The organism is Paractinoplanes lichenicola, from assembly GCF_016785085.1.
GTDB lineage: Bacteria > Actinomycetota > Actinomycetes > Mycobacteriales > Micromonosporaceae > Actinoplanes > Actinoplanes lichenicola.
The window spans coordinates 160,168-177,446 of the sequence record NZ_JAENHO010000009.1; the positions used below are offsets into that span (position 1 = coordinate 160,168).

Here is a 17,279-nt window from a genome sequence, read left to right on the forward strand (position 1 = left end):
GAAGCAGAAACGAACCTGGCCCCACCGAGAGAACATCGCAGAACCGGCGGAATCCATACCGTGGCCCCAATATCGGGCGTTCGCCGCGAACCCCCGCTGCTCCGATTAACCCGTTCGGGTAGGCCGGCCCGGCGTGCCACACTGTCGCAGTGGATCTGTTCCGGTGCGCGACTTGCGGCAACACGCTGAGCGTCCCGATCCGCCTGGTGGAGCTCCCGGCCGGTCCACACTGGTCACTCCTGAGCTGCCACCACGTCAACCCGCCACGCCTGGCCCCCGGCACCTACGCGACAGACCCCAGCCCGTACGGCCGTGACCAGACGACCGGCACGTTCGTGCTCTCACCCGGCGACGTCCGCGGCACCCGCTTCGTCCACGACCACGTCCACATCGGCTGCTGGTCCCTGGCCGGCTGGGAACCCTGCATGGCCTGCGACACGTGCGGCACCCTGGTCGCCTCCCGCACGGACGACTGCAAGGTGGCCCAGGAGACACGCTTCGACCCGGCCACGGTCATCCGCGAGCCCCACAGCGGCGAGCCCGGCCTACCCGCGGACCAGTTCGCCTTGATCGCCGACTGGGACGACCCTGCCCCCGACACCCGCCGCAACTGGACACCTCGCCCGGTCCGCCCCCGCCCCGAATTGCTGGCAACTCGCTGGGGCGGCCAGGGCCTCGCCGAAGACCTCTACCGAGACGACCCACCGGCCTGACCCCGACGGCTTCCAGGATGGCTGCGTTGCGGTTACCGCCCTCGCCGTCTCCTCATGGTTCGCGCTCAGGCAGGTTCGCTACGTCCGGCAGGCGAATCATCTGCCGCTGCTCGCGAACGTGATCCAGGATTTCCGGACCGCTGACTTCATGCGCGACCTCGAATACGTCGAGGGACGGCTGGCCATCGAGCACGACCCGAGCCTCGGCATCGCCGACCTTCCCAGCCCGGCCAAGGAACGCGTCTTCAACGTGGCCTACTACTTCCAGTCGTTGGCCTCGATGGTGATCTTCGACGTGGTGGACGCCGACATAGTCGTTTACATGATGAGGCACCGGGTCCGGCGAGTCTGGACCGCGATCGAGCCCTTCGTCTTGAACGAACGCGAGCACGGCCATCACAAGGGGCCGATGTTCTCCCTTCTGGAGGATCTCGCCGTCCGCTGCAGTGAGGTCGACGAGGAAGACGCCGCTCGCAAGCTTCGTCTCCGTTCGTTTCCTCGGCCCGAGCGGACCAGGATCGCGGCGGCGGCGAACAGCGACGCCGAGGAGCCGTGACCGGCAGCCATTGACACTCTTCAATTAAAGGGTGACGATGCAGTCTGGGAGCGCTCCCATCCTGAAGCGAAGGGGCTGAATGGTGTCTCGATTTCGTACGCTGGTGCTCGCCGCGGCCCTGGGTGTAGCCACGGTCGTCCCCGCCGTGGTCGCGAGTTCCGGGCCCGCGCAGTCCGCCGATGCGCCCGTACGGGTCATGCCGCTCGGCGATTCGATCACCGCCGGGCCTGGTTGCTGGCGGGCCAAGCTCTGGAATCGGCTGCAGACCGCGGGCTACACGAACGTCGACTTCGTCGGCACCCAGTCGGATGGTGGTGGCTGCAACCCCGGCTACGCGTACGACTCCGATCACGAGGGGCACGGCGGCTTCTCGGCGACCGGCATCGCGGCCAACAACCAGCTGCCGCCGTGGCTGGCCGCCGCTCGGCCCGACGTCGTGCTCATGCACCTGGGCACCAACGACATGTGGGGTGGCTACATCCCGCTGGCCGACAAGCTGACCGCCTTCACCAAGCTGGTCGGGCAGATGCGGGCGGCGAACCCGGCCGTGAAGGTTGTCGTCGCGCAGATCATTCCGATCAGTGCCGCCGCGTGTTCGACCTGTCCGGCCGACGTGCGGGCCCTCAACGATGCGATCCCCGGGTGGGCGGCCGGGCTCAGCACCAGTCAGTCGCCGATCACGGTGGCCGACCTGTGGACCGGCTATGACGCGGTGGCCGACAACACCGACGGTATCCACCCCAACGACACCGGCTTCCGCAAGATGGCCGACGCCTGGTTTCCGGCCGTGGCGCGGGTATTGGGCGGCACCCCGCCGCCGACGACGACACCGCCCACCACGACCCCGCCGACGGGCACCTGCGCCGCGACCTACACCGTGACCGGCCAGTGGGCGGGCGGCTTCCAGGGCGAAGTGACCGTACGCAACACGTCCTCCGCGACCACCGCCGGCTGGACGGCGACGTTCGCCTTCAGCGCCGGCCAGCGGATCAGCCAGGCCTGGAACGCCACAGTCACCCAGACCGGCAGCACGGTGACCGCCCGCGACGCGAGCTGGAACGGCCGCCTCGCCCCGGGAGCCAGCGCCTCGTTCGGCTTTACGGCAACGGCGACGGGCAGCAATCCGAGCCCGGCGGTGACCTGCGCCCTGAGCTGACAACTGACTCCCCGCCCCTCATCCGACGCAAGACAAAGGAGCGGACGTTGCGAGCACGAAGAATTCTCACCCTGGCGGCGGTGCCGATCGCGGTCCTCGGCGCTACCGCCGTCCCCTCGGAGGCGGCTACCACCCTGACCGTCGCCGCCGACGGCTCGGCCACCTACCGTACGGTGCAGGCCGCCGTGAACGCCGTGCCGGCCGGCAACACCAGCCGCGTCACGATCACGATCAAGGCGGGCACATACCGGGAGAGTGTGGTCATCCCGTCGAACAAGCCGTACGTCACGTTGGAGGGTCTCGGCTCGACCGCGGCGGCCACGGTGATCGTCAACAACAAGCCCGCGTCGACGGCCGGCACCACCGGCTCGGCCACGGTCTACGTGCAGGCCAAGGAGTTCTACGGCAAGAACCTGACGTTCAGCAACGACTACGACGAGGCCGCCAACGGCTCCTCGCAGGCGCTCGCGCTGGCGCTCTACGGAGACCGGGCGCGGCTGGGGAACGTACGGGTGACTGCCGACCAGGACACGCTGCTCATCTACAACAAGGCCCGGGCGTACATCTGGAGCTCGTACATCGAAGGCACCGTCGACTTCATCTACGGCAACGGCGCGGCGGTCATCTACGCCAGCACGATCCACGAGAAGCGCAGCACCGGCGGCTACCTGACCGCGGCCAACACCGACGCGGCCTCCCCGTACGGCTTCTTGATCTACAAGTCGACGATCACCGGCGTGACCAGCAACGTCACCTATCTCGGCCGGCCGTGGGGCGCCGCCGGGCAGGTCACGGTCAGGGAGTCGAACCTGAGCGCCACCATCAAGGTCGCGCAGCCCTGGACCGACATGTCCGGCAACGCCTGGCAGAACGCGCGCTTCTACGAATACAAGAACACCGGCGCGGGCGCGACGGTCAACAGCAACCGCAGGCAGTTGACCGACGCGCAGGCCGCGAACTACACCCCGCAGAAATACCTGGCGGGCTCCGACGGCTGGAACCCGGTGGGCTAGGTCCTGTTTCGTAGTGGGGGTGGGAGCGAGGCCGGGTCCAGATTTCGTCTGGTGGTGGCCCGGGGAAGCCTGGCTCCCGGTGTTGGAACCTGGCTTTCCCTCAGGCGCCGCCAGGCGGGATCTGGGCCCTGCCGCAGCCCCGCCCCCACTGCGAAACAGGGCCTAGGGCCAGACGATCAGGGAGTCGGCGACGTTCGAGGTCAGCCGCTGGAAGTCGCCGCCCGGCCGGAGCCCCTGGTTCTTGAGCTGGGTGGCGACCAGGCGGGCGACCTCGATCGCGCCGTGCGCCCGGAAGTGCGTGTTGTCCTCGATGCCGTCCGGGTAGTTGGGGCTCTGCCCGGCCGCCAGGAACAGGAAGCACTTGCGGGTGTCGTTCACGCCCAGCTTGTTCCACAGGACCAGGCTGAGCGCGGTCAGGTCGATGCACGGCACCTGCCTGGCCGCGGCCAGCTCCTTCATCGCGCCCGGGTAGGCGCCGTGCGACGACTGAGCCACGCCGGCGCTGTCGAAGCGGCGCCGCTCGACCGGGGTGACCAGCACCGGGGTGGCACCCTTGGCCCGGGCCCCGTCGACGAACCGGCTCAGGTAGGTCTTGTAGGTCGTCGCCGGGATCGTGTAGCGCGCCGGGTCCTCGGCCTTCTCGTCGTTGTGACCGAACGAGATGAGCAGCAAGTCACCCGCCGTGATCGCGTTGAGGATCGGCGTGAGCAGCCCCGAGTCGACGAAGCTCTTCGAGCTCGCACCCGATTTGGCATGGTTGACGACCGTGACGCCCGACGTGAAGAAAACCGGAAGAGCCTGACCCCAGCCCGTACGCGGGGCGGCGGACTTGCCGTACGTCGAGGCGGTGGAGTCCCCGGCGACGTAGACCTTGACGGCGGCCGCGGCGGCCGACGCGGGGCCGGTCAGCAGCGACGGGGCAACAGCGGCGAGTGCGCCGACGGCGCCGGCCCCGGCCAGAAAGGCCCGGCGGCTTGTGTGATCGGACATGACAATCCTCCCTGAAACGGACGGCGGGCGGACCCGGCGGGTCCGTTCAGTAGTGCGACCGTCCGGGAGTCGGATAACAAGAAATTCAAGCTCTCCGTAGCGAACCGTTCGCTCAGTGATGGGCTCGAGGACGCCCGCGCCTGCCGGGAAATGTCTGTTCCTGCCCGTCCGGCCCGGTGGGCGGTAGCACCGCGAGTGGGATGGCGCAATTACCGAAAGTGACGGCCGCGGCGTGAGCTGGGACTGCGGAATCGATCCGGCCGAGAGCCGCCCGGCGCCGCGCCGAAAACCCTGATTCGATCTTCCAATTAGGCGCCTGTCGATGTTTGGCGCGGGCCCGCGCGGAGGGTACGGTCTGCGGTCATGACCGAAAGCAACCAGCAGTCCGGCCGGCACGCCGCGAAGCCGGACGATCTCGGGGATCGTTCCACCGTCAACATCAAGAAGTATCTGTTGAAGGACGAGGAGCTGGAGCGTCGCGCGGCCACCGAGAGCAAGGGCCGGCACTCCGCCCCGGAGCCGCAAAGCTGAGCAACAACCTCCCCGGGTTGGGCGAGCTGGACCCGGCGCGGGAGGATCGACCATGTGGGTGAGCACGGGGCTTCGGGCACGCGGCTGCGGGTGACGCTGCTCGGCGCCTTCGAGGTGCGGGCGGGCGACACTGTCGTGCCGGTTCCCGGGGCCCGGCTCAGAGGCCTTCTCGTACGGCTGGCGCTCGCCGGCGGCCGTGCCGTCGAGCCCGCCGTCCTGGTCGGCACGCTGTGGCCCGGCGAGCGCCCGGCCGACCCCGCCAACTCGCTGCAGTCGCTGGTCTCCCGGCTGCGGCGGATGCTCGGGGCGGCGTCGCTGGTCGTGCAGAACGAGGCCGGCTATCACCTCACGGTGGCCCCGGACGACGTCGACGCCCTGCGTTTCGAGCGCCTGGCCGCCGAGGGGCGCGGCTGCCTGCGGGCCGGGGAGGCGTCCCAGGCCGTACGGGTGCTGGGCGAAGCCCTTGAGCTGTGGACCGGGCCGCCCGTCACTCACGACAAGACCCGGCTGGAGACGATCCGGGCCGAGGCGATCGCCGACCTGGCCGAGGCCGAGCTCGCGTTGCGGCAACCGGCCGGGGCCGCCGCCCGCCTGACCGCCCTGCTGGCCGAGGATCCGGTGCACGAGCGGGCCGCCGCCCTGCTGATGGACGCGCTGGCCGCCCAGGGGCGTCAGGCCGAGGCGCTGGCCCTGTTCGAGACGGTCCGCGAGGCGCTGGCCGACCGGCTCGGCGCCGACCCGGGGGCCGCCCTGCGCGAACGCCACGTGCGGCTGCTGCGCGCCGAGCCGGCCGCGGCCGCGCCGGAGCCCGTACGGGATCATCGAAGCAACCTGCCCGAGCCGCTGACCAGCTTCATCGGGCGCGATCATGATCTGGCCCGGATCGACGGCCTGCTCGCCACCGGGCGGCTCGTCACCGTGCTCGGGCCGGGCGGCGCGGGCAAGACCCGGCTGGCGATCGAGGCGGCCCGGCGGCGGCGCCACGAGTTCCGCGACGGCGTGTGGCTGGTCGACCTGGCCGCGGTCACCGAGCCCGCGAAGGTCGGCGCGGCCCTGCTCACCTCGGCCGGGCTGCGCGGGGGTGCGCTGTTCGAGCCGGCGGCCCGGATCCGGGCCGAGGCGGGCGACATCGACGTGCTGGTCGAGCATCTCGACGGCCGCGAGACCCTGCTCGTGGTCGACAACTGCGAGCATCTCATCGACGCGGTGGCCCACCTGATCGCGTCGCTGCTGCCCCGCTGCTCGGGCATCCGGGTGCTGGCCACCAGCCGCGAGCCGCTCGCGGTGGACGGCGAGGCGCTGGTGCCGCTGGGCCCCCTCACGCTGCCCGGCCCCGACGACACCGTCCAAGAGGCCCGCCGTACGGCCTCGGTCCGGCTCTTCGCCGAGCGGGCGGCGGCCGTGCGTCCCGGCTTCGACGTCGACGAGAGCACCCTCGACGACATCCGGCGGATCACCACGGCGCTCGACGGCATGCCGCTGGCCCTCGAACTGGCCGCGGCCCGGCTGCGAACGATGTCGCTGGCCGAGCTGACCGCGGGGCTGTCCGACCGGTTCCGGCTGCTCACCACGGGCAACCGGACCGCGGCGCCGCGCCACCGCACGTTACGGTCCGTCATCGCGTGGAGCTGGGATCTGCTCGGCGACCACGAGCGTACGGTGGCCGAAAGGGTCTCGGTGCTGCCCGGCGGCGTCACCCCGGCCACGGCGATCGCGGTCTGTGCCGGCACCTCCGTGCCCGCCGCCGAGGTGCCCGACCTGCTGGCCGCGCTGGTCGACCGCTCACTGCTGCAACTCGCCCCCGACCCCGGCCGTTATCGCATGCTCGAGACCCTGCGCGAGTACGGCACCGAACGCCTCGCCGAGCAAGGAGTGCTCGAGCAGACGCGGGGTCTGGCCGCCCGGCACCTGGCCGCGCTGATGGCCCGGCTCGACCCCGAGCTGCGCGGCCCCGGCCAGGTCGGCGCGCTGCGGGTGCTCGGCCCCGAATACGACAACATGCTGGCCGGCCTGCGCTACCTGTGCGACATCGGCGACGGCGACGCGGCGATCGCGCTGGCGCTCGACCTGGCCTGGTACTGGCAGATGTTCGGCCGGCACAACGAGGCCGCCTACTGGATCGGCGAGGCGCTGGCCCAGCCCCCGGGCCGCCCGTCGCTGCGCCGCGACTGCGCCGAAGCGTTGCAGCTGCTCAACCGGATCAGCACCCGCTCGCTGATGACCGCCGACGAGATCCACCGGCGCGAGACCGAGATGCGGGCGCTGGCCGACCGGCTGACCTCCTACCCCGACCTGCCCGGCCTGATGGGTGCCATGGCCGGCATGACCCTTTTCTTCGTCCGGGAGGACGAGGCCGCGCTGACCCTGCTCGGGCGGCTCGCCGACGGCCCCGACGTGTGGACGGCCGGGCTGGCCCACCTGATCCGCGCCCAGTTCGCCGAGAACGAGGGCAACCTGGCGCAGGTCCGCATCGACCTGACCGCCGCGCTCGACTTCTTCGGCCGGGCCGGCGACCGCTGGGGTGTGGCCACCGCGCTGCCGATGCGCGCGATGCTGCGCCAATACGACGGCGACCTCGACGGCGCCCTGGACGACCTGCGGCAGGCCCGCGCGCTGGCCCGCGAGTTCGGGTCGCTCAGCCTGACCGACGAGATCTTCATCGACCTCCGCTGGATCGACCTGCACATGCGCCGCGGCGACGACGACCTGGCCATCGGCATGCTCGACGCGACCCGCGAACGGATGGCCCGCTCCTCCGCACCCGAACTGACCCTGCTGCTCAACGCCCTGGAATCCGGCCTGTGGATCCGCTTCGGCGACCTCGGCCGCGCGGGCCGCCTCCTCGACCGCGCCGAAGCCGAGATGGCCACCCAGCCCGACCTCGGCGGCGACCACGGCCGCGCGATCGCCGGCGCCATGCGGGCCGCCCTCTGCCTGGAACTGGGCGACGCCGACGGCGCCGAGAAAGCCCTGGTCCACGCGTACGCGGCGGGCCTGGAAACCCGCGACATGCCCATCCTGTCCCTGGTCGCAGTGACGGCGGCCGGCCTGGCCGAACTGCGCGACCAGCCCCACGAGGCCGCCCGGCTGCTGGGCGCGGCGGCCCGCTTGCGCGGAGCCCACGACCGCACCGACCCCCGGATCCGCGAAATGACCAGCCGCGGACGACAGGCGCTGGGCGCGGACGGCTTCGACGAGGCGTACGGGGAAGGGTGGTCCTTGGACGGGAAGACGGCGTCGGTCGAGGTGGGCCGCTTCACCCCGCGCATCGACCCGTCACCCGGGCGCTGAACGCTCGGCTGATCTCTCCACCACGTTTCCGGCACCCTCCAAGCACGACATGGGATCGTCATGGCTTTGCGGGGCCTTCGAGACACTGGGTGGGCAAGTACCTCTTCGACCAGAACGGTTGAGAGGAGCGAACATGACCACCAACGGGATCGTAGTAGGAGTCGACGGCTCGGCGGAGTCGCTGGCCGCGGTGCGGTGGGCCGGCCGGTACGCGGGGGAGATCGGCGCGCCGCTGCAGGTGATCCACGCGGCCGCGAGTCCCGAGACCGTGTCGATGATGCTGCCGGTGCCGGTCGGCATCAGCACGGCGGGTCTGCGGCGCGGCGGACCGACCGCACCCGACGTTGTGCGGACCGCGGGTGACGAGGCGAGCCGGTCGAACCCGCCGCCGGAGATCTCCTCGCTCACGGTGCCCGCCGAGCCGGTGAGCGCCCTGGTCGAGGCCTCGTCCGGGGCGGGTCTCGTGGTCCTCGGCGCGTCGCATCGGCGCCGGTTCGCCGCCACGTTGTCCGGGTCGGTGTCGGGCAGGGTGGTCGCGGCCGCGCATTGCCCGGTCGTGGTGGTGCGGGAGGACGTCGATCCTTCCGGTCCCGTGGTCGTCGCCGTCGACAGTGAGGGCACCAGCGAGGCGGCGGTGCGGTTCGCGTTCGCCGAGGCGGCCCGCCGGGGTTGCGCCCTGCACGCCGTCCACGCGTGGCAGGTCCCGTCGATGCCGTCGGGAACCGGAAGCACCGCGGTCATGACGAACACGCGGTACCTGCCCGACGCGGCGCTGCGGGCGCTGTCCGCCGCCGTCGCGCCCGGGCGGGCCGCGTTTCCCGGCGTGGAGGTGCACGAGCGCCTGCTGACCGGCTCACCGCAGCAGGTTGTGCCCGGCGAGACCGACGGGGCCGCGCTGGTGGTCGTAGGGTCGCGGGGGCGCGCGCCGCTGACCGGTCTGCTGCTCGGTTCGACCAGCCAAGAGCTGCTGCACCGGTCGAGCACCCCGGTCGCCGTCGTACGGGCGCCGGAGGAGGGGGCTGGTCTGCCGGCGGATGCAAGCCTAGGCTCGGCGGATGACCGAGGCCTTTGACACGGGACGGCCGCATCCGGCGCGGGTTTATGACTATCTGCTGGGCGGCAAGGACAACTTCGCCGCGGATCGGGCGGCTGCTCAGCAAGGGGTGGCGGCCAATCCGAATGCCGTGACCGCGCCCCGGCAGAACAGGGCGTTCCTGCAGCGGACCGTGCGCTGGCTGGCCTCCCGGCGCGACGTGAAGCAGTTCCTCGACATCGGGACGGGCCTGCCCACCCGGCCCAATGTGCACGAGGTGGCCCAGGGCATCGACCCGGCGGCGCGCGTGGTCTACGCCGACAACGACCCGATCGTGCTGGCCCACGCGCGGGCCCTGCTGACCGGGCGGGCGGAGGGGCGAACCGACTACGTCGAGGCCGATCTGCGCGACCCGAAGAGCATCCTGGCCGCGCCGGAGCTGCGGGCCACCCTCGACTTCGATCAGCCGGTCGGGTTGCTGCTCTACGCGGTGCTGCACTTCATCGAGGACGACCAGGACCCGTACGGGATCGTCAAGGAACTGATGGACGCCCTGCCCGCCGGCAGCTATCTGGTCGTCTCACACATCACCGCCGATCACGATCCGGAGTCGTGGGGCCGCTTCGCCGAGATCATGCGCGGCCAGGGCATCCCGACCCGGCTGCGCTCGCGCGACGAGGTGGGCCGCTTCTTCGACGGCCTCGAGCTGGTCGAGCCGGGTGTCGTGCCGATCCTGCAGTGGCGCCCCGACCAGGAGGTCCCGTTCACCGACACCCAGGTCGCCCTCTACGGCGGAGTCGCGAGGAAACCCTGAGCATCCGGATTCGTCCGGGATATGCGCGTACCCCCGCCGGGCTGCCGAGACTCGCAGTGTCCTTGATGGCTCTCCTGAACGGGGAATGTCATGCGCATGCGAAAGTTCGTCGCCCTGATCGCTTCCGTTTTGCTGGTGCTGGGAGTGTTCCCGGCCCGTCCGGCCGCCGCCGCGGAAACGCAGTGGTGGCTGGAAAATGTTCTCAGCGGGTGGTGCCTCCAGGGGAAGGGTCCACAGCAGCCGGTGGTCATGGACTACTGCGCGAACGACACCACTGGAGTCTGGTACCTGCGGCCGGTGGCCGGGCCGGTCAACGATTACACGATCCGGAACGGCGAGTATCCGAACCAGTGCCTCGACCAGCATTACGGAAGCAACGGCAGCACCGCGACGACGTTGCTGCGGATGTGGCCGTGCAGCGGGGTGAGCAATCAGACCTGGGTCATCGAGCCCCCGACCGATCGTGGCAACACCATCCGCAACGCCCGCAGCCGCTGGTGCCTCGACCAGAGCCACACGAACAACAACACCGTTCCGACATCGACCGTGGTGGCCTATCCGTGCCATTACCAAAGGAATCAGCAATGGCTGAACTACTGACCTGCTAGTCGAGGCGGCGCTGCGTCTTCAGTGTGGTTTCGAGGCCGTCGAGGAGGCGTTGCAGGCCGAAGTCGAAGAGGGAGTCGAGGTCGAAGGAGCGGTCCTCGGCCGTGATGAAGCGGGCCATCTGCGGGAACCGGCCGGTGGCGAGCACGGCGGCCATCCGTTGCTGCTGTGCCTGCATCCACTGTCGTTCGTCGATCCCCGACTCCTGCTCGGCCTGCGCCTCCTCCTCGAGGTTCACCGCGGTTCCCCGTACGTAATTCGCCACCGTCACCGCCGCGCGGAACTGCACGTTGATGTGCAGCCCATGGCCGTCCAGGGCGCGCAGCGTCCACTCGGTGTGGGCCATCGCGTGCGGCGCCAGCAGCGGGCGGGTGAACGACACGGCCTGGGCCAGCCACGGGTGCCGCCGATACATCGACCACTGCAGCCGGGCCAGGGCCTCGACGCAGGCCCGCCAGCCGTCCTGTGCGGGCGTCAGGCCGGGCGGGGGAGGGTTGGCCGCCCACACCTTGTCCATCATCAGCAGCACGAGCTCTTCCTTGTCGGCCACGTGCTTGTAGATCGACATGGTGGGCATGCCGAGCTCGCCGGCCAGCCGCCGCATCGACAGCCCGGTCAGGCCCTCGGCGTCGGCGATCGTGATGGCGGTGCGGACGAGCAGGTCGCGGTCGGGGGCCGAGCCGGCGGGCACGGCGCCGACCGCCACCACGGTGCCGACACCCGGCTTGGCCCGCACGAGGCCCTCGTCGCGCAGGTGGGTGATCACCTTGGTCGCCGTGGCCATGGCCACGCCGTACTCGGCCATGATCTGACGGGTCGACATGATGCGCTGACCGGGGCCGGGTTCGCCCGCGGCGATGCGTGCGGCCAGCTCGTCGGCGATCCGGCGATAGACACTCATGCGACCTCCCGGTGGTGCACTAGAGCAGCCGTTCCCGGTGCACTAGCCGGATACGGGTGCTAGCACTACCGATTTCAGAATAGTGCGTTCGTACGGTGTATCCATGACCGACATCGTCAGGGTAGAAGAGCTTTACAAGACGTACGAGGGCGGCGTCACCGCGCTGGACGGCGTCACGGCCGGGTTCGCCGCGGGCAGCTTCACGGCGGTGATGGGCCCGTCCGGCTCCGGCAAGAGCACGCTGCTGCAGTGCGCGGCCGGGTTGGACCGTCCCACCGGGGGCCGCGTGTTCATCGACGGCACCGAGCTGACGGCCACCAAGGACACTCCGATGACCAAGTTCCGGCGGACCCGGGTCGGGTTCGTCTTCCAGGACTACAACCTGCTGCCGTCGCTGACCGTCGAGCAGAACACCGTGCTGTCGCTGCGCCTGGCCGGGCGGCGTCCCGATCGCACGCGGGTGCACGCCGTGCTCGACCGGCTGGGCCTGGGGGACCGGCTGCACGAGCTGCCCGAGCGCCTCTCCGGCGGTCAGCGGCAGCGGGTGGCCGTGGCCCGGGCCCTGGTCACCGAGCCCGCCGTCATCTTCGCCGACGAGCCGACCGGCGCCCTCGACCTGCGCAGTGCGCGCGAAGTGCTCACTTTGCTGCGCTCGATCGTGCACGACCACGGCCGTACGGTCGTGATGGTCACCCACGACCCGGTGGCCGCCGCGTACGCCGATTCGGTCGTCTTCCTGGCCGACGGCCGGCTCGCCGGTTCGCTGCGCGCGCCGACCGCCGACGCCGTGGCCGAGCGCCTGGCCCACCTCGGCGACCGGGTCGGCGGGGTGCTCGCATGATCGCCGTGGCCCTGCGCAACCTGCGCCACCGTCCGGGCGGTTTCATCGCCACGTTCCTCTCCGCCTTCCTGGGCGCGGCGCTGATCATGGCGTTCGCGGCGCTGCTGGACACCGCCTCGGGGCTCTCGGCCGCCGAGGGCAACGACTCGCTGGTCACCACGGCCATGGTCGGCGGCGGCTGGTGCCTGGTCATCGTGGCGTTCGCGGTCACCTCGACGCTCAGCCTGGCCGTGCGGCAGCGCTCCGAGCAGATCGCGCTGCTGCGCCGGGCGGGCGCCACCGGCCCGCAGATCCGCCGGATGGTCGTGGGGGAGGCCCTCGCGGTCGCCCTGCTCGCGTCGGCGATCGCCGTGCCCGCGGGCTGGCTGCTCGGCCGGGTGCTGGTGTCGCTGCTCAAGGACACCGGACAGGTCGTCGCGGCGGTCTCGCCCGGCTTCGGCGGGATCGCCCTGGCCCTGGGCTTCGGCGTCACGTTGCTGGGCTCGTTCGCGGCCGGTCTCGCCACCGCGCGGCGGATCCTGGCCTCCTCGTCGCGGCGCGAGCGGCCCCGGCTGCGTCGCCTCGGCGCGGTGCTGTTCCTGCTGATCGGCGCGAACTGCGCGGTGCTGACCGCGACCCTGATGGACGGCAAGGGCATCGACGCCATGCAGACCGCCGGGCAGGCCGGCATCTGGGCCTCGATCGGCCTGGCCCTGCTCGCCCCCGAGCTGCTGCGGCTGGTCACGGTCGTGCTCGGCCCGCTCGTCCGGGTCTTCGGCGTCGCCGGTGACCTGGCCGTGACAGGCGTCCATTCCCGTACGCGGCAGCTCGCGTCGGCGGTCATGCCGGTGCTGCTGTTCACCGGGATCGCCACCGGCACCGTCTACATGCAGGGCATCGAGGATCGGGCGGCGGAGGGCCAGATCCAGCCCGAGTACGCCCAGGACATCCAGACCCTCAACTACGTCGTCGTCGGCATGATCACGCTGTTCGTGGCCATCATGCTGGTCAACACGCTGGTCGCCGCGACCACCCACCGCCGCCGCGAGTTCGCCCAGCAGCGCCTGGCCGGGGCGACCACGGGGCAGGTGCTGGCCATGGTCTCGCTGGAGGGCGTGCTGATCACGGTCACCGGCGTCCTGGGCGGGCTGGCGGCCTCGATGTTCACGATCCTGCCGTTCGGCTCGGCCCGCGCCGACCAGATCTGGCCGTCCGAGTCGCCGTGGGCGTTCGCGATCGTCGCCTGTTCCGCCGCGGTCCTCACCGCTTTCGCCACGATCCAGACCACCAGCCGTACGGTCCGGGGCCCGGCCACCACCGCAGTGCGCGCGTAATGGCGTTTCGAGCATGGGCCGCGAACGGATAATGTTCGCGGCCCATGTCGCTTCCGTCCGAGGAGCAGTAGTGACGTCACCGAAGATCGTGTCCGTCGAGTGGGGCCACATGCAGGTGGAAGGCCTCCAACCCGGCAAGGACTTCAAGCTCTACCCCGGCGGCGGCCACGAATGGGACTGGTCGGAGACCGGCATGCGCCACCACCCCGGCATCCAGCCCGAAGACGTCGAAGAGCTCCTCGCCCACGGCGCCACGGTGATCGTCCTGTCCCGCGGCATGGACCTGAAACTCGAAGTGGACCCGGCCACCCTCGACTACCTGGAGTCCAAAGGCGTCGAGACCCACGTGGCCGAGACCGAGCTGGCAGTCGCCCTCTACAACGACCTGGCCGCCACCCGCCCGGTCGGCGGCTTGTTCCACTCCACCTGCTGACGCGTCCAGGCCATCTCGATGACTGGGGCGCCTGTTTACCGGCCGACGGGCTCGCGCGTCCAGGCCATCACGGCGGTGGGGCGGGGAACGCGGCCGGTCCACACCTGCCGGATCGGGGACGACACACATTCGCCGATCCACCCGAAGGACCAGCCGTCACGCTCCCGGCGGGTCCAGCCGTCCAGGTCGTAACGCCACTCCCGGGCGGTGTCCCAACCGTTCCGCCCCGACCTGGGCACTTCGCCGCACGATGTAGCGCAGGCCGCCGAACCGGCTTACGAAGCTCCCGCGGCTTAAGGCAGATTCGAGTGGGCCGAGGACGGTGGGCTCGCGCCACGCCGTACGGGTCAGGAACGCTCTTGCTCGGGGCGACAAACCGTCGAGATCGTCAAGAACGTGCACATGGGCTTCCCGCTGTCAAGAGAGGAGCTCAATATAGCCGTCCGTGCCGTGGACGCGGATGCGCTGGCCGTCGCGGATCGTGCGGGTGGCGTTGTCGACGCCGACCACTGCGGGCAGGCCGTATTCGCGCGCGATCACCGCGCCGTGGGTCATCAGGCCGCCGACCTCGGTGACCAGGCCCGCGACCGAGACGAAGAGCGGGGACCAGCTGGGGTCGGTGTACGCCGTGACCAGGATGTCGCCCGCCTCCACGTTGGCCTGGACCATGTCGAGGATGACCCGGGCCCGGCCCTCGATCGTTCCGGCCGAGACGGGCACGCCGACCAGGGCCCCGGCCGGCACGTCGTCGCGGCGGTACGCGCCCGAGATGCCCTCGCCCTCCGACGTGAGGATCCGCGGGGCGGCGAGCGCGGCGTACGACCGGTACGCCTCGGCCCGGGTGCGAATGAGCTCCTGGTCGACGGCTTGGACCCGTACGGCGTGGGAAAGTTCTTGGAAGGTGAGGTAGAAGATGTCGTCGCGGGCCCGCAGCGCGCCCGACCCCACCAGGCGATCGGCCTCGGCCAGCAGCGCCTGCTTGTAGACGAAGTAGCGGCTGACGATGCCGTACTTGGGGAATTCGCGGTAGCCGATGAACGTACGGACCCGGTCGATCATGTGTTTGGTCTCGGCCGCCTTTGCCTCCCCGTCGGGCAGGGCCCGCAGCCGCTCCAGCACGTCCTGCTCCTTGCGGGCCGCCTCCAGCCGCCCGCGCTCGAACCGCCGCGCCGCCTCGCCCGGCTCGAACGTCCGCACATTGTCGAGAATGAGCGGCACCAACGTCGACGGTTGCTCGCTCCAACGCGGCCGGGTGATGTCGATCTCGCCCGCGCACCGCATTCCGTACCGCTCCAGATAGGCCTCGATCGCCTCGCGCGCGGCCTCGGGCAAGGCGTCCAGGAAATCGTCGTCGCGCACATTCTTCAGAAATTCCACCACTTCCCCGTACGGCCGGATCACGTCGGCGACGTCGAGAAGCGCGAGCCCCATCTCCGACGTGATGTTGCCCGGCGCGGACAGCGTGAGCGTGTCGGCCGCGTTGCGTTCGCCCAGCGACTCGAACAGGTGGTCGTTGAGCCACCAGGTGGCGCCCATGCCCGCCATCAGCGCCTGCATGCTCAGCGGGTCGGTCAGCAGCCGCTTGTGCTCGTCGATGGCCTCGAGCAGGAAGTCGAACAGCTCCGGCCCGCTCTTCGTGGCGATGGTCGCCTTCAAAGCGGCCAGAGAGTCCCCCGTACGTTTGATCAACTCGGCCACGATGCCCGGGTCGTTGGCGATCTCCTGGCCGGTCTGCCCACCCAGCGGCGGCGCGGCCGGGGTCGCGTCCGGGTTCAGGGGGACGAAGTCGCGGTCGAACAAGGTCCGCAGCGCGTCCCCGACCAGCGGATCCGACTTGCCCGCCATGTCCATCAGCCCGGCCCGGCCTTGAGGGGTGGCCACCCGCGCCGTGACGTCGACGAACAACCGCCCGCCGGCCGTGTGCATCGGGGCCAGCGCGGTCAACTGCCAAACCGAAATGCCGAGCGGCTTCATCGGATCGGTCATCATCTGCTGGTGCCCGACCGAGACGTAGACACGATTGCCCGGCCCCGCCGCCTCCGGAATCGGGAACAGCGTCGTGATCGGCCGGCTCTGCACGATTTGGAACTCGTCGCCGGCCAGACACCATTCGACGTCCTGCGGGCGGCCCAGATGCGCCTCGATGCTGCGGCCAAGAGCGGCCAGCCGTACGACTTGAGAATCCGTCAGCGCCGGTTGCGTTTGCTGCGCGATCTCGACCACTTCGGTGCCGCCTGCTTTCAGGGGGCGAACGGCACGTTGCTTGGCGGCGATCGCGCGCTCGACAATCTGGCCGTCACGCACTTTGAACACGTCCGGGTTTACCAGCCCCGACACGAGCGCCTCGCCCAGCCCGAAACTCGCGTCCACGGTGGTGACATGCCGATTGCCGCTCACCGGATCGGCCGTGAACAGAATGCCCGACGCCTCCGCCACCACCATCCGCTGCACAACAACGGCCATCAGCACCCGGCGATGATCGAAGCCGTTGCGCAACCGATAGGCGACCGCCCGCTCGGTGAACAACGACGCCCAGCACCGACTGACATGCTCGATAACCGAGGCCGCCCCGATCACATTCAAATACGTGTCCTGCTGCCCTGCGAACGAGGCCGTCGGCAGATCCTCGGCAGTGGCACTCGACCGCACCGCGTAGGCGCCGTCGTCCAATGCTTCCGTGATCGCTTTGGCCAGTTCGCCGGGCACTTCGGTCTCCTCGATCGCCCGCCGGATCTCCGCGCTGCCGGTGCGAATCTCTTCGCGGTCGTCCGCCTTCAGCCCCGCCAGCCGCTCGAGCAGTTCGTCGACGCCCGCCGCCGCCAAGACCTGCCGGTACGCGTCGGTCGTCACACAGAAACCCCCAGGCACCCGTACGCCGTCAATCCGCGACAGCTCACCCAGGTGCGCGCCCTTCCCCCCGACGGCCGCCACCATCGTCCGATCGATCTCGCCAAAGCCCACAATCATGCGCAAAAACCTTCCCCGTACTGGCCCCAAGCCGACGATTCTGCGCCCCGCCCCAGGCCTTGCCACAAGCCCCCAGGTGCGATATACGTTAGAGGTGGCAGGGAGAGTCTTCTCCTTGCCT

General features: G+C 70.4%; 15 protein-coding genes and 1 pseudogene. 12 read left to right on the plus strand and 4 right to left on the minus strand.

Annotated elements, in window-relative coordinates; all coding sequences use genetic code 11:
• Positions 1–149 precede the first annotated feature (149 nt).
• The 4 genes and pseudogenes from JKJ07_RS30430 to JKJ07_RS30445 all read left to right on the plus strand — a co-directional run bounded on the left by JKJ07_RS30430 (position 150) and on the right by JKJ07_RS30445 (position 3,438).
• The gene (locus tag JKJ07_RS30430) at positions 150–713 is read left to right on the plus strand and encodes a hypothetical protein (protein WP_202995305.1); all 564 of its coding nucleotides are present in this window, start codon (positions 150–152) and stop codon (positions 711–713) included.
• A gap of 49 nt (positions 714–762) precedes the next feature.
• A pseudogene (locus JKJ07_RS30435) lies at positions 763–1,269 on the plus strand (DUF4760 domain-containing protein); the annotation flags it as partial.
• Between the two features lie 82 nt (positions 1,270–1,351).
• On the plus strand, positions 1,352–2,425 hold the full coding sequence (locus JKJ07_RS30440) for a cellulose binding domain-containing protein (RefSeq protein WP_307834482.1): 1,074 nt from the start codon (positions 1,352–1,354) through the stop codon (positions 2,423–2,425).
• A gap of 47 nt (positions 2,426–2,472) precedes the next feature.
• The gene (locus JKJ07_RS30445; RefSeq protein ID WP_236030162.1) at positions 2,473–3,438 is read left to right on the plus strand and encodes a pectinesterase family protein; all 966 of its coding nucleotides are present in this window, start codon (positions 2,473–2,475) and stop codon (positions 3,436–3,438) included.
• A 162-nt stretch (positions 3,439–3,600) separates the two neighbouring features.
• Here the strand turns inward: JKJ07_RS30445 and JKJ07_RS30450 are convergent, their stop codons facing one another.
• Positions 3,601–4,428, minus strand: a complete 828-nt coding sequence (locus JKJ07_RS30450; RefSeq protein ID WP_202995308.1) for a rhamnogalacturonan acetylesterase — start codon at positions 4,426–4,428, stop codon at positions 3,601–3,603.
• Positions 4,429–4,791: 363 nt separating this feature from the next.
• On the opposite strand from JKJ07_RS30450, the gene JKJ07_RS30455 reads away from it, so the two are divergent.
• From JKJ07_RS30455 to JKJ07_RS30475, 5 genes are all read left to right on the plus strand, one after another.
• Positions 4,792–4,959, plus strand: a complete 168-nt coding sequence (locus JKJ07_RS30455; RefSeq protein WP_202995309.1) for a hypothetical protein — start codon at positions 4,792–4,794, stop codon at positions 4,957–4,959.
• A gap of 54 nt (positions 4,960–5,013) precedes the next feature.
• A complete protein-coding gene (locus JKJ07_RS30460) occupies positions 5,014–8,250 on the plus strand; it encodes an ATP-binding protein (protein WP_202995310.1) in 3,237 nt (1,078 codons plus the stop codon).
• 133 nt (positions 8,251–8,383) lie between these two features.
• Positions 8,384–9,322 (plus strand): universal stress protein, encoded by a 939-nt coding sequence (locus tag JKJ07_RS30465; protein WP_202995311.1) that lies wholly within the window; start codon positions 8,384–8,386, stop codon positions 9,320–9,322.
• Positions 9,306–10,097 (plus strand): SAM-dependent methyltransferase, encoded by a 792-nt coding sequence (locus tag JKJ07_RS30470; RefSeq protein WP_202995312.1) that lies wholly within the window; start codon positions 9,306–9,308, stop codon positions 10,095–10,097. Before JKJ07_RS30465 ends, JKJ07_RS30470 begins: the two co-directional genes overlap by 17 nt.
• A gap of 96 nt (positions 10,098–10,193) precedes the next feature.
• On the plus strand, positions 10,194–10,697 hold the full coding sequence (locus JKJ07_RS30475) for an RICIN domain-containing protein (protein ID WP_202995313.1): 504 nt from the start codon (positions 10,194–10,196) through the stop codon (positions 10,695–10,697).
• Between the two features lie 4 nt (positions 10,698–10,701).
• Here the strand turns inward: JKJ07_RS30475 and JKJ07_RS30480 are convergent, their stop codons facing one another.
• Positions 10,702–11,604 carry a TetR/AcrR family transcriptional regulator C-terminal domain-containing protein gene (locus JKJ07_RS30480; protein WP_202995314.1) on the minus strand — a complete coding sequence of 301 codons (903 nt, stop codon included), beginning with the start codon at positions 11,602–11,604 and terminating at the stop codon, positions 10,702–10,704.
• 103 nt (positions 11,605–11,707) lie between these two features.
• Here JKJ07_RS30480 and JKJ07_RS30485 point away from each other — a divergent pair, with 103 nt between their 5' ends.
• The 3 genes from JKJ07_RS30485 to JKJ07_RS30495 all read left to right on the plus strand — a co-directional run bounded on the left by JKJ07_RS30485 (position 11,708) and on the right by JKJ07_RS30495 (position 14,191).
• Entirely contained in the window at positions 11,708–12,445 is a 738-nt protein-coding gene (locus tag JKJ07_RS30485; protein ID WP_202995315.1) for an ABC transporter ATP-binding protein, read from the plus strand.
• Positions 12,442–13,758, plus strand: a complete 1,317-nt coding sequence (locus JKJ07_RS30490) for an FtsX-like permease family protein (RefSeq protein WP_202995316.1) — start codon at positions 12,442–12,444, stop codon at positions 13,756–13,758. Before JKJ07_RS30485 ends, JKJ07_RS30490 begins: the two co-directional genes overlap by 4 nt.
• A gap of 70 nt (positions 13,759–13,828) precedes the next feature.
• Positions 13,829–14,191, plus strand: a complete 363-nt coding sequence (locus JKJ07_RS30495) for an Mth938-like domain-containing protein (RefSeq protein WP_202995317.1) — start codon at positions 13,829–13,831, stop codon at positions 14,189–14,191.
• A 35-nt stretch (positions 14,192–14,226) separates the two neighbouring features.
• Here the strand turns inward: JKJ07_RS30495 and JKJ07_RS30500 are convergent, their stop codons facing one another.
• Both JKJ07_RS30500 and rph read right to left on the minus strand, forming a co-directional pair.
• Entirely contained in the window at positions 14,227–14,430 is a 204-nt protein-coding gene (locus JKJ07_RS30500) for a hypothetical protein (RefSeq protein WP_202995318.1), read from the minus strand.
• Positions 14,431–14,608: 178 nt separating this feature from the next.
• The gene (gene rph / locus JKJ07_RS30505) at positions 14,609–17,158 is read right to left on the minus strand and encodes a rifamycin-inactivating phosphotransferase (RefSeq protein WP_202995319.1); all 2,550 of its coding nucleotides are present in this window, start codon (positions 17,156–17,158) and stop codon (positions 14,609–14,611) included.
• Positions 17,159–17,279: the final 121 nt, after the last annotated feature.

What these genes read in the sequence shown, in the direction of transcription:
- JKJ07_RS30480 (WP_202995314.1), bottom strand. Translation starts at nt 11,604, where the DNA reads ATGAGTGTCTATCGCCGGATCGCCGACGAGCTGGCCGCACGCATCGCC.
- rph (WP_202995319.1), bottom strand. Translation starts at nt 17,158, where the DNA reads ATGATTGTGGGCTTTGGCGAGATCGATCGGACGATGGTGGCGGCCGTC.
- JKJ07_RS30465 (WP_202995311.1), top strand. Translation starts at nt 8,384, where the DNA reads ATGACCACCAACGGGATCGTAGTAGGAGTCGACGGCTCGGCGGAGTCG.
- JKJ07_RS30470 (WP_202995312.1), top strand. Translation starts at nt 9,306, where the DNA reads ATGACCGAGGCCTTTGACACGGGACGGCCGCATCCGGCGCGGGTTTAT.
- JKJ07_RS30485 (WP_202995315.1), top strand. Translation starts at nt 11,708, where the DNA reads ATGACCGACATCGTCAGGGTAGAAGAGCTTTACAAGACGTACGAGGGC.
- JKJ07_RS30475 (WP_202995313.1), top strand. Translation starts at nt 10,194, where the DNA reads ATGCGAAAGTTCGTCGCCCTGATCGCTTCCGTTTTGCTGGTGCTGGGA.
- JKJ07_RS30455 (WP_202995309.1), top strand. Translation starts at nt 4,792, where the DNA reads ATGACCGAAAGCAACCAGCAGTCCGGCCGGCACGCCGCGAAGCCGGAC.
- JKJ07_RS30490 (WP_202995316.1), top strand. Translation starts at nt 12,442, where the DNA reads ATGATCGCCGTGGCCCTGCGCAACCTGCGCCACCGTCCGGGCGGTTTC.
- JKJ07_RS30450 (WP_202995308.1), bottom strand. Translation starts at nt 4,428, where the DNA reads ATGTCCGATCACACAAGCCGCCGGGCCTTTCTGGCCGGGGCCGGCGCC.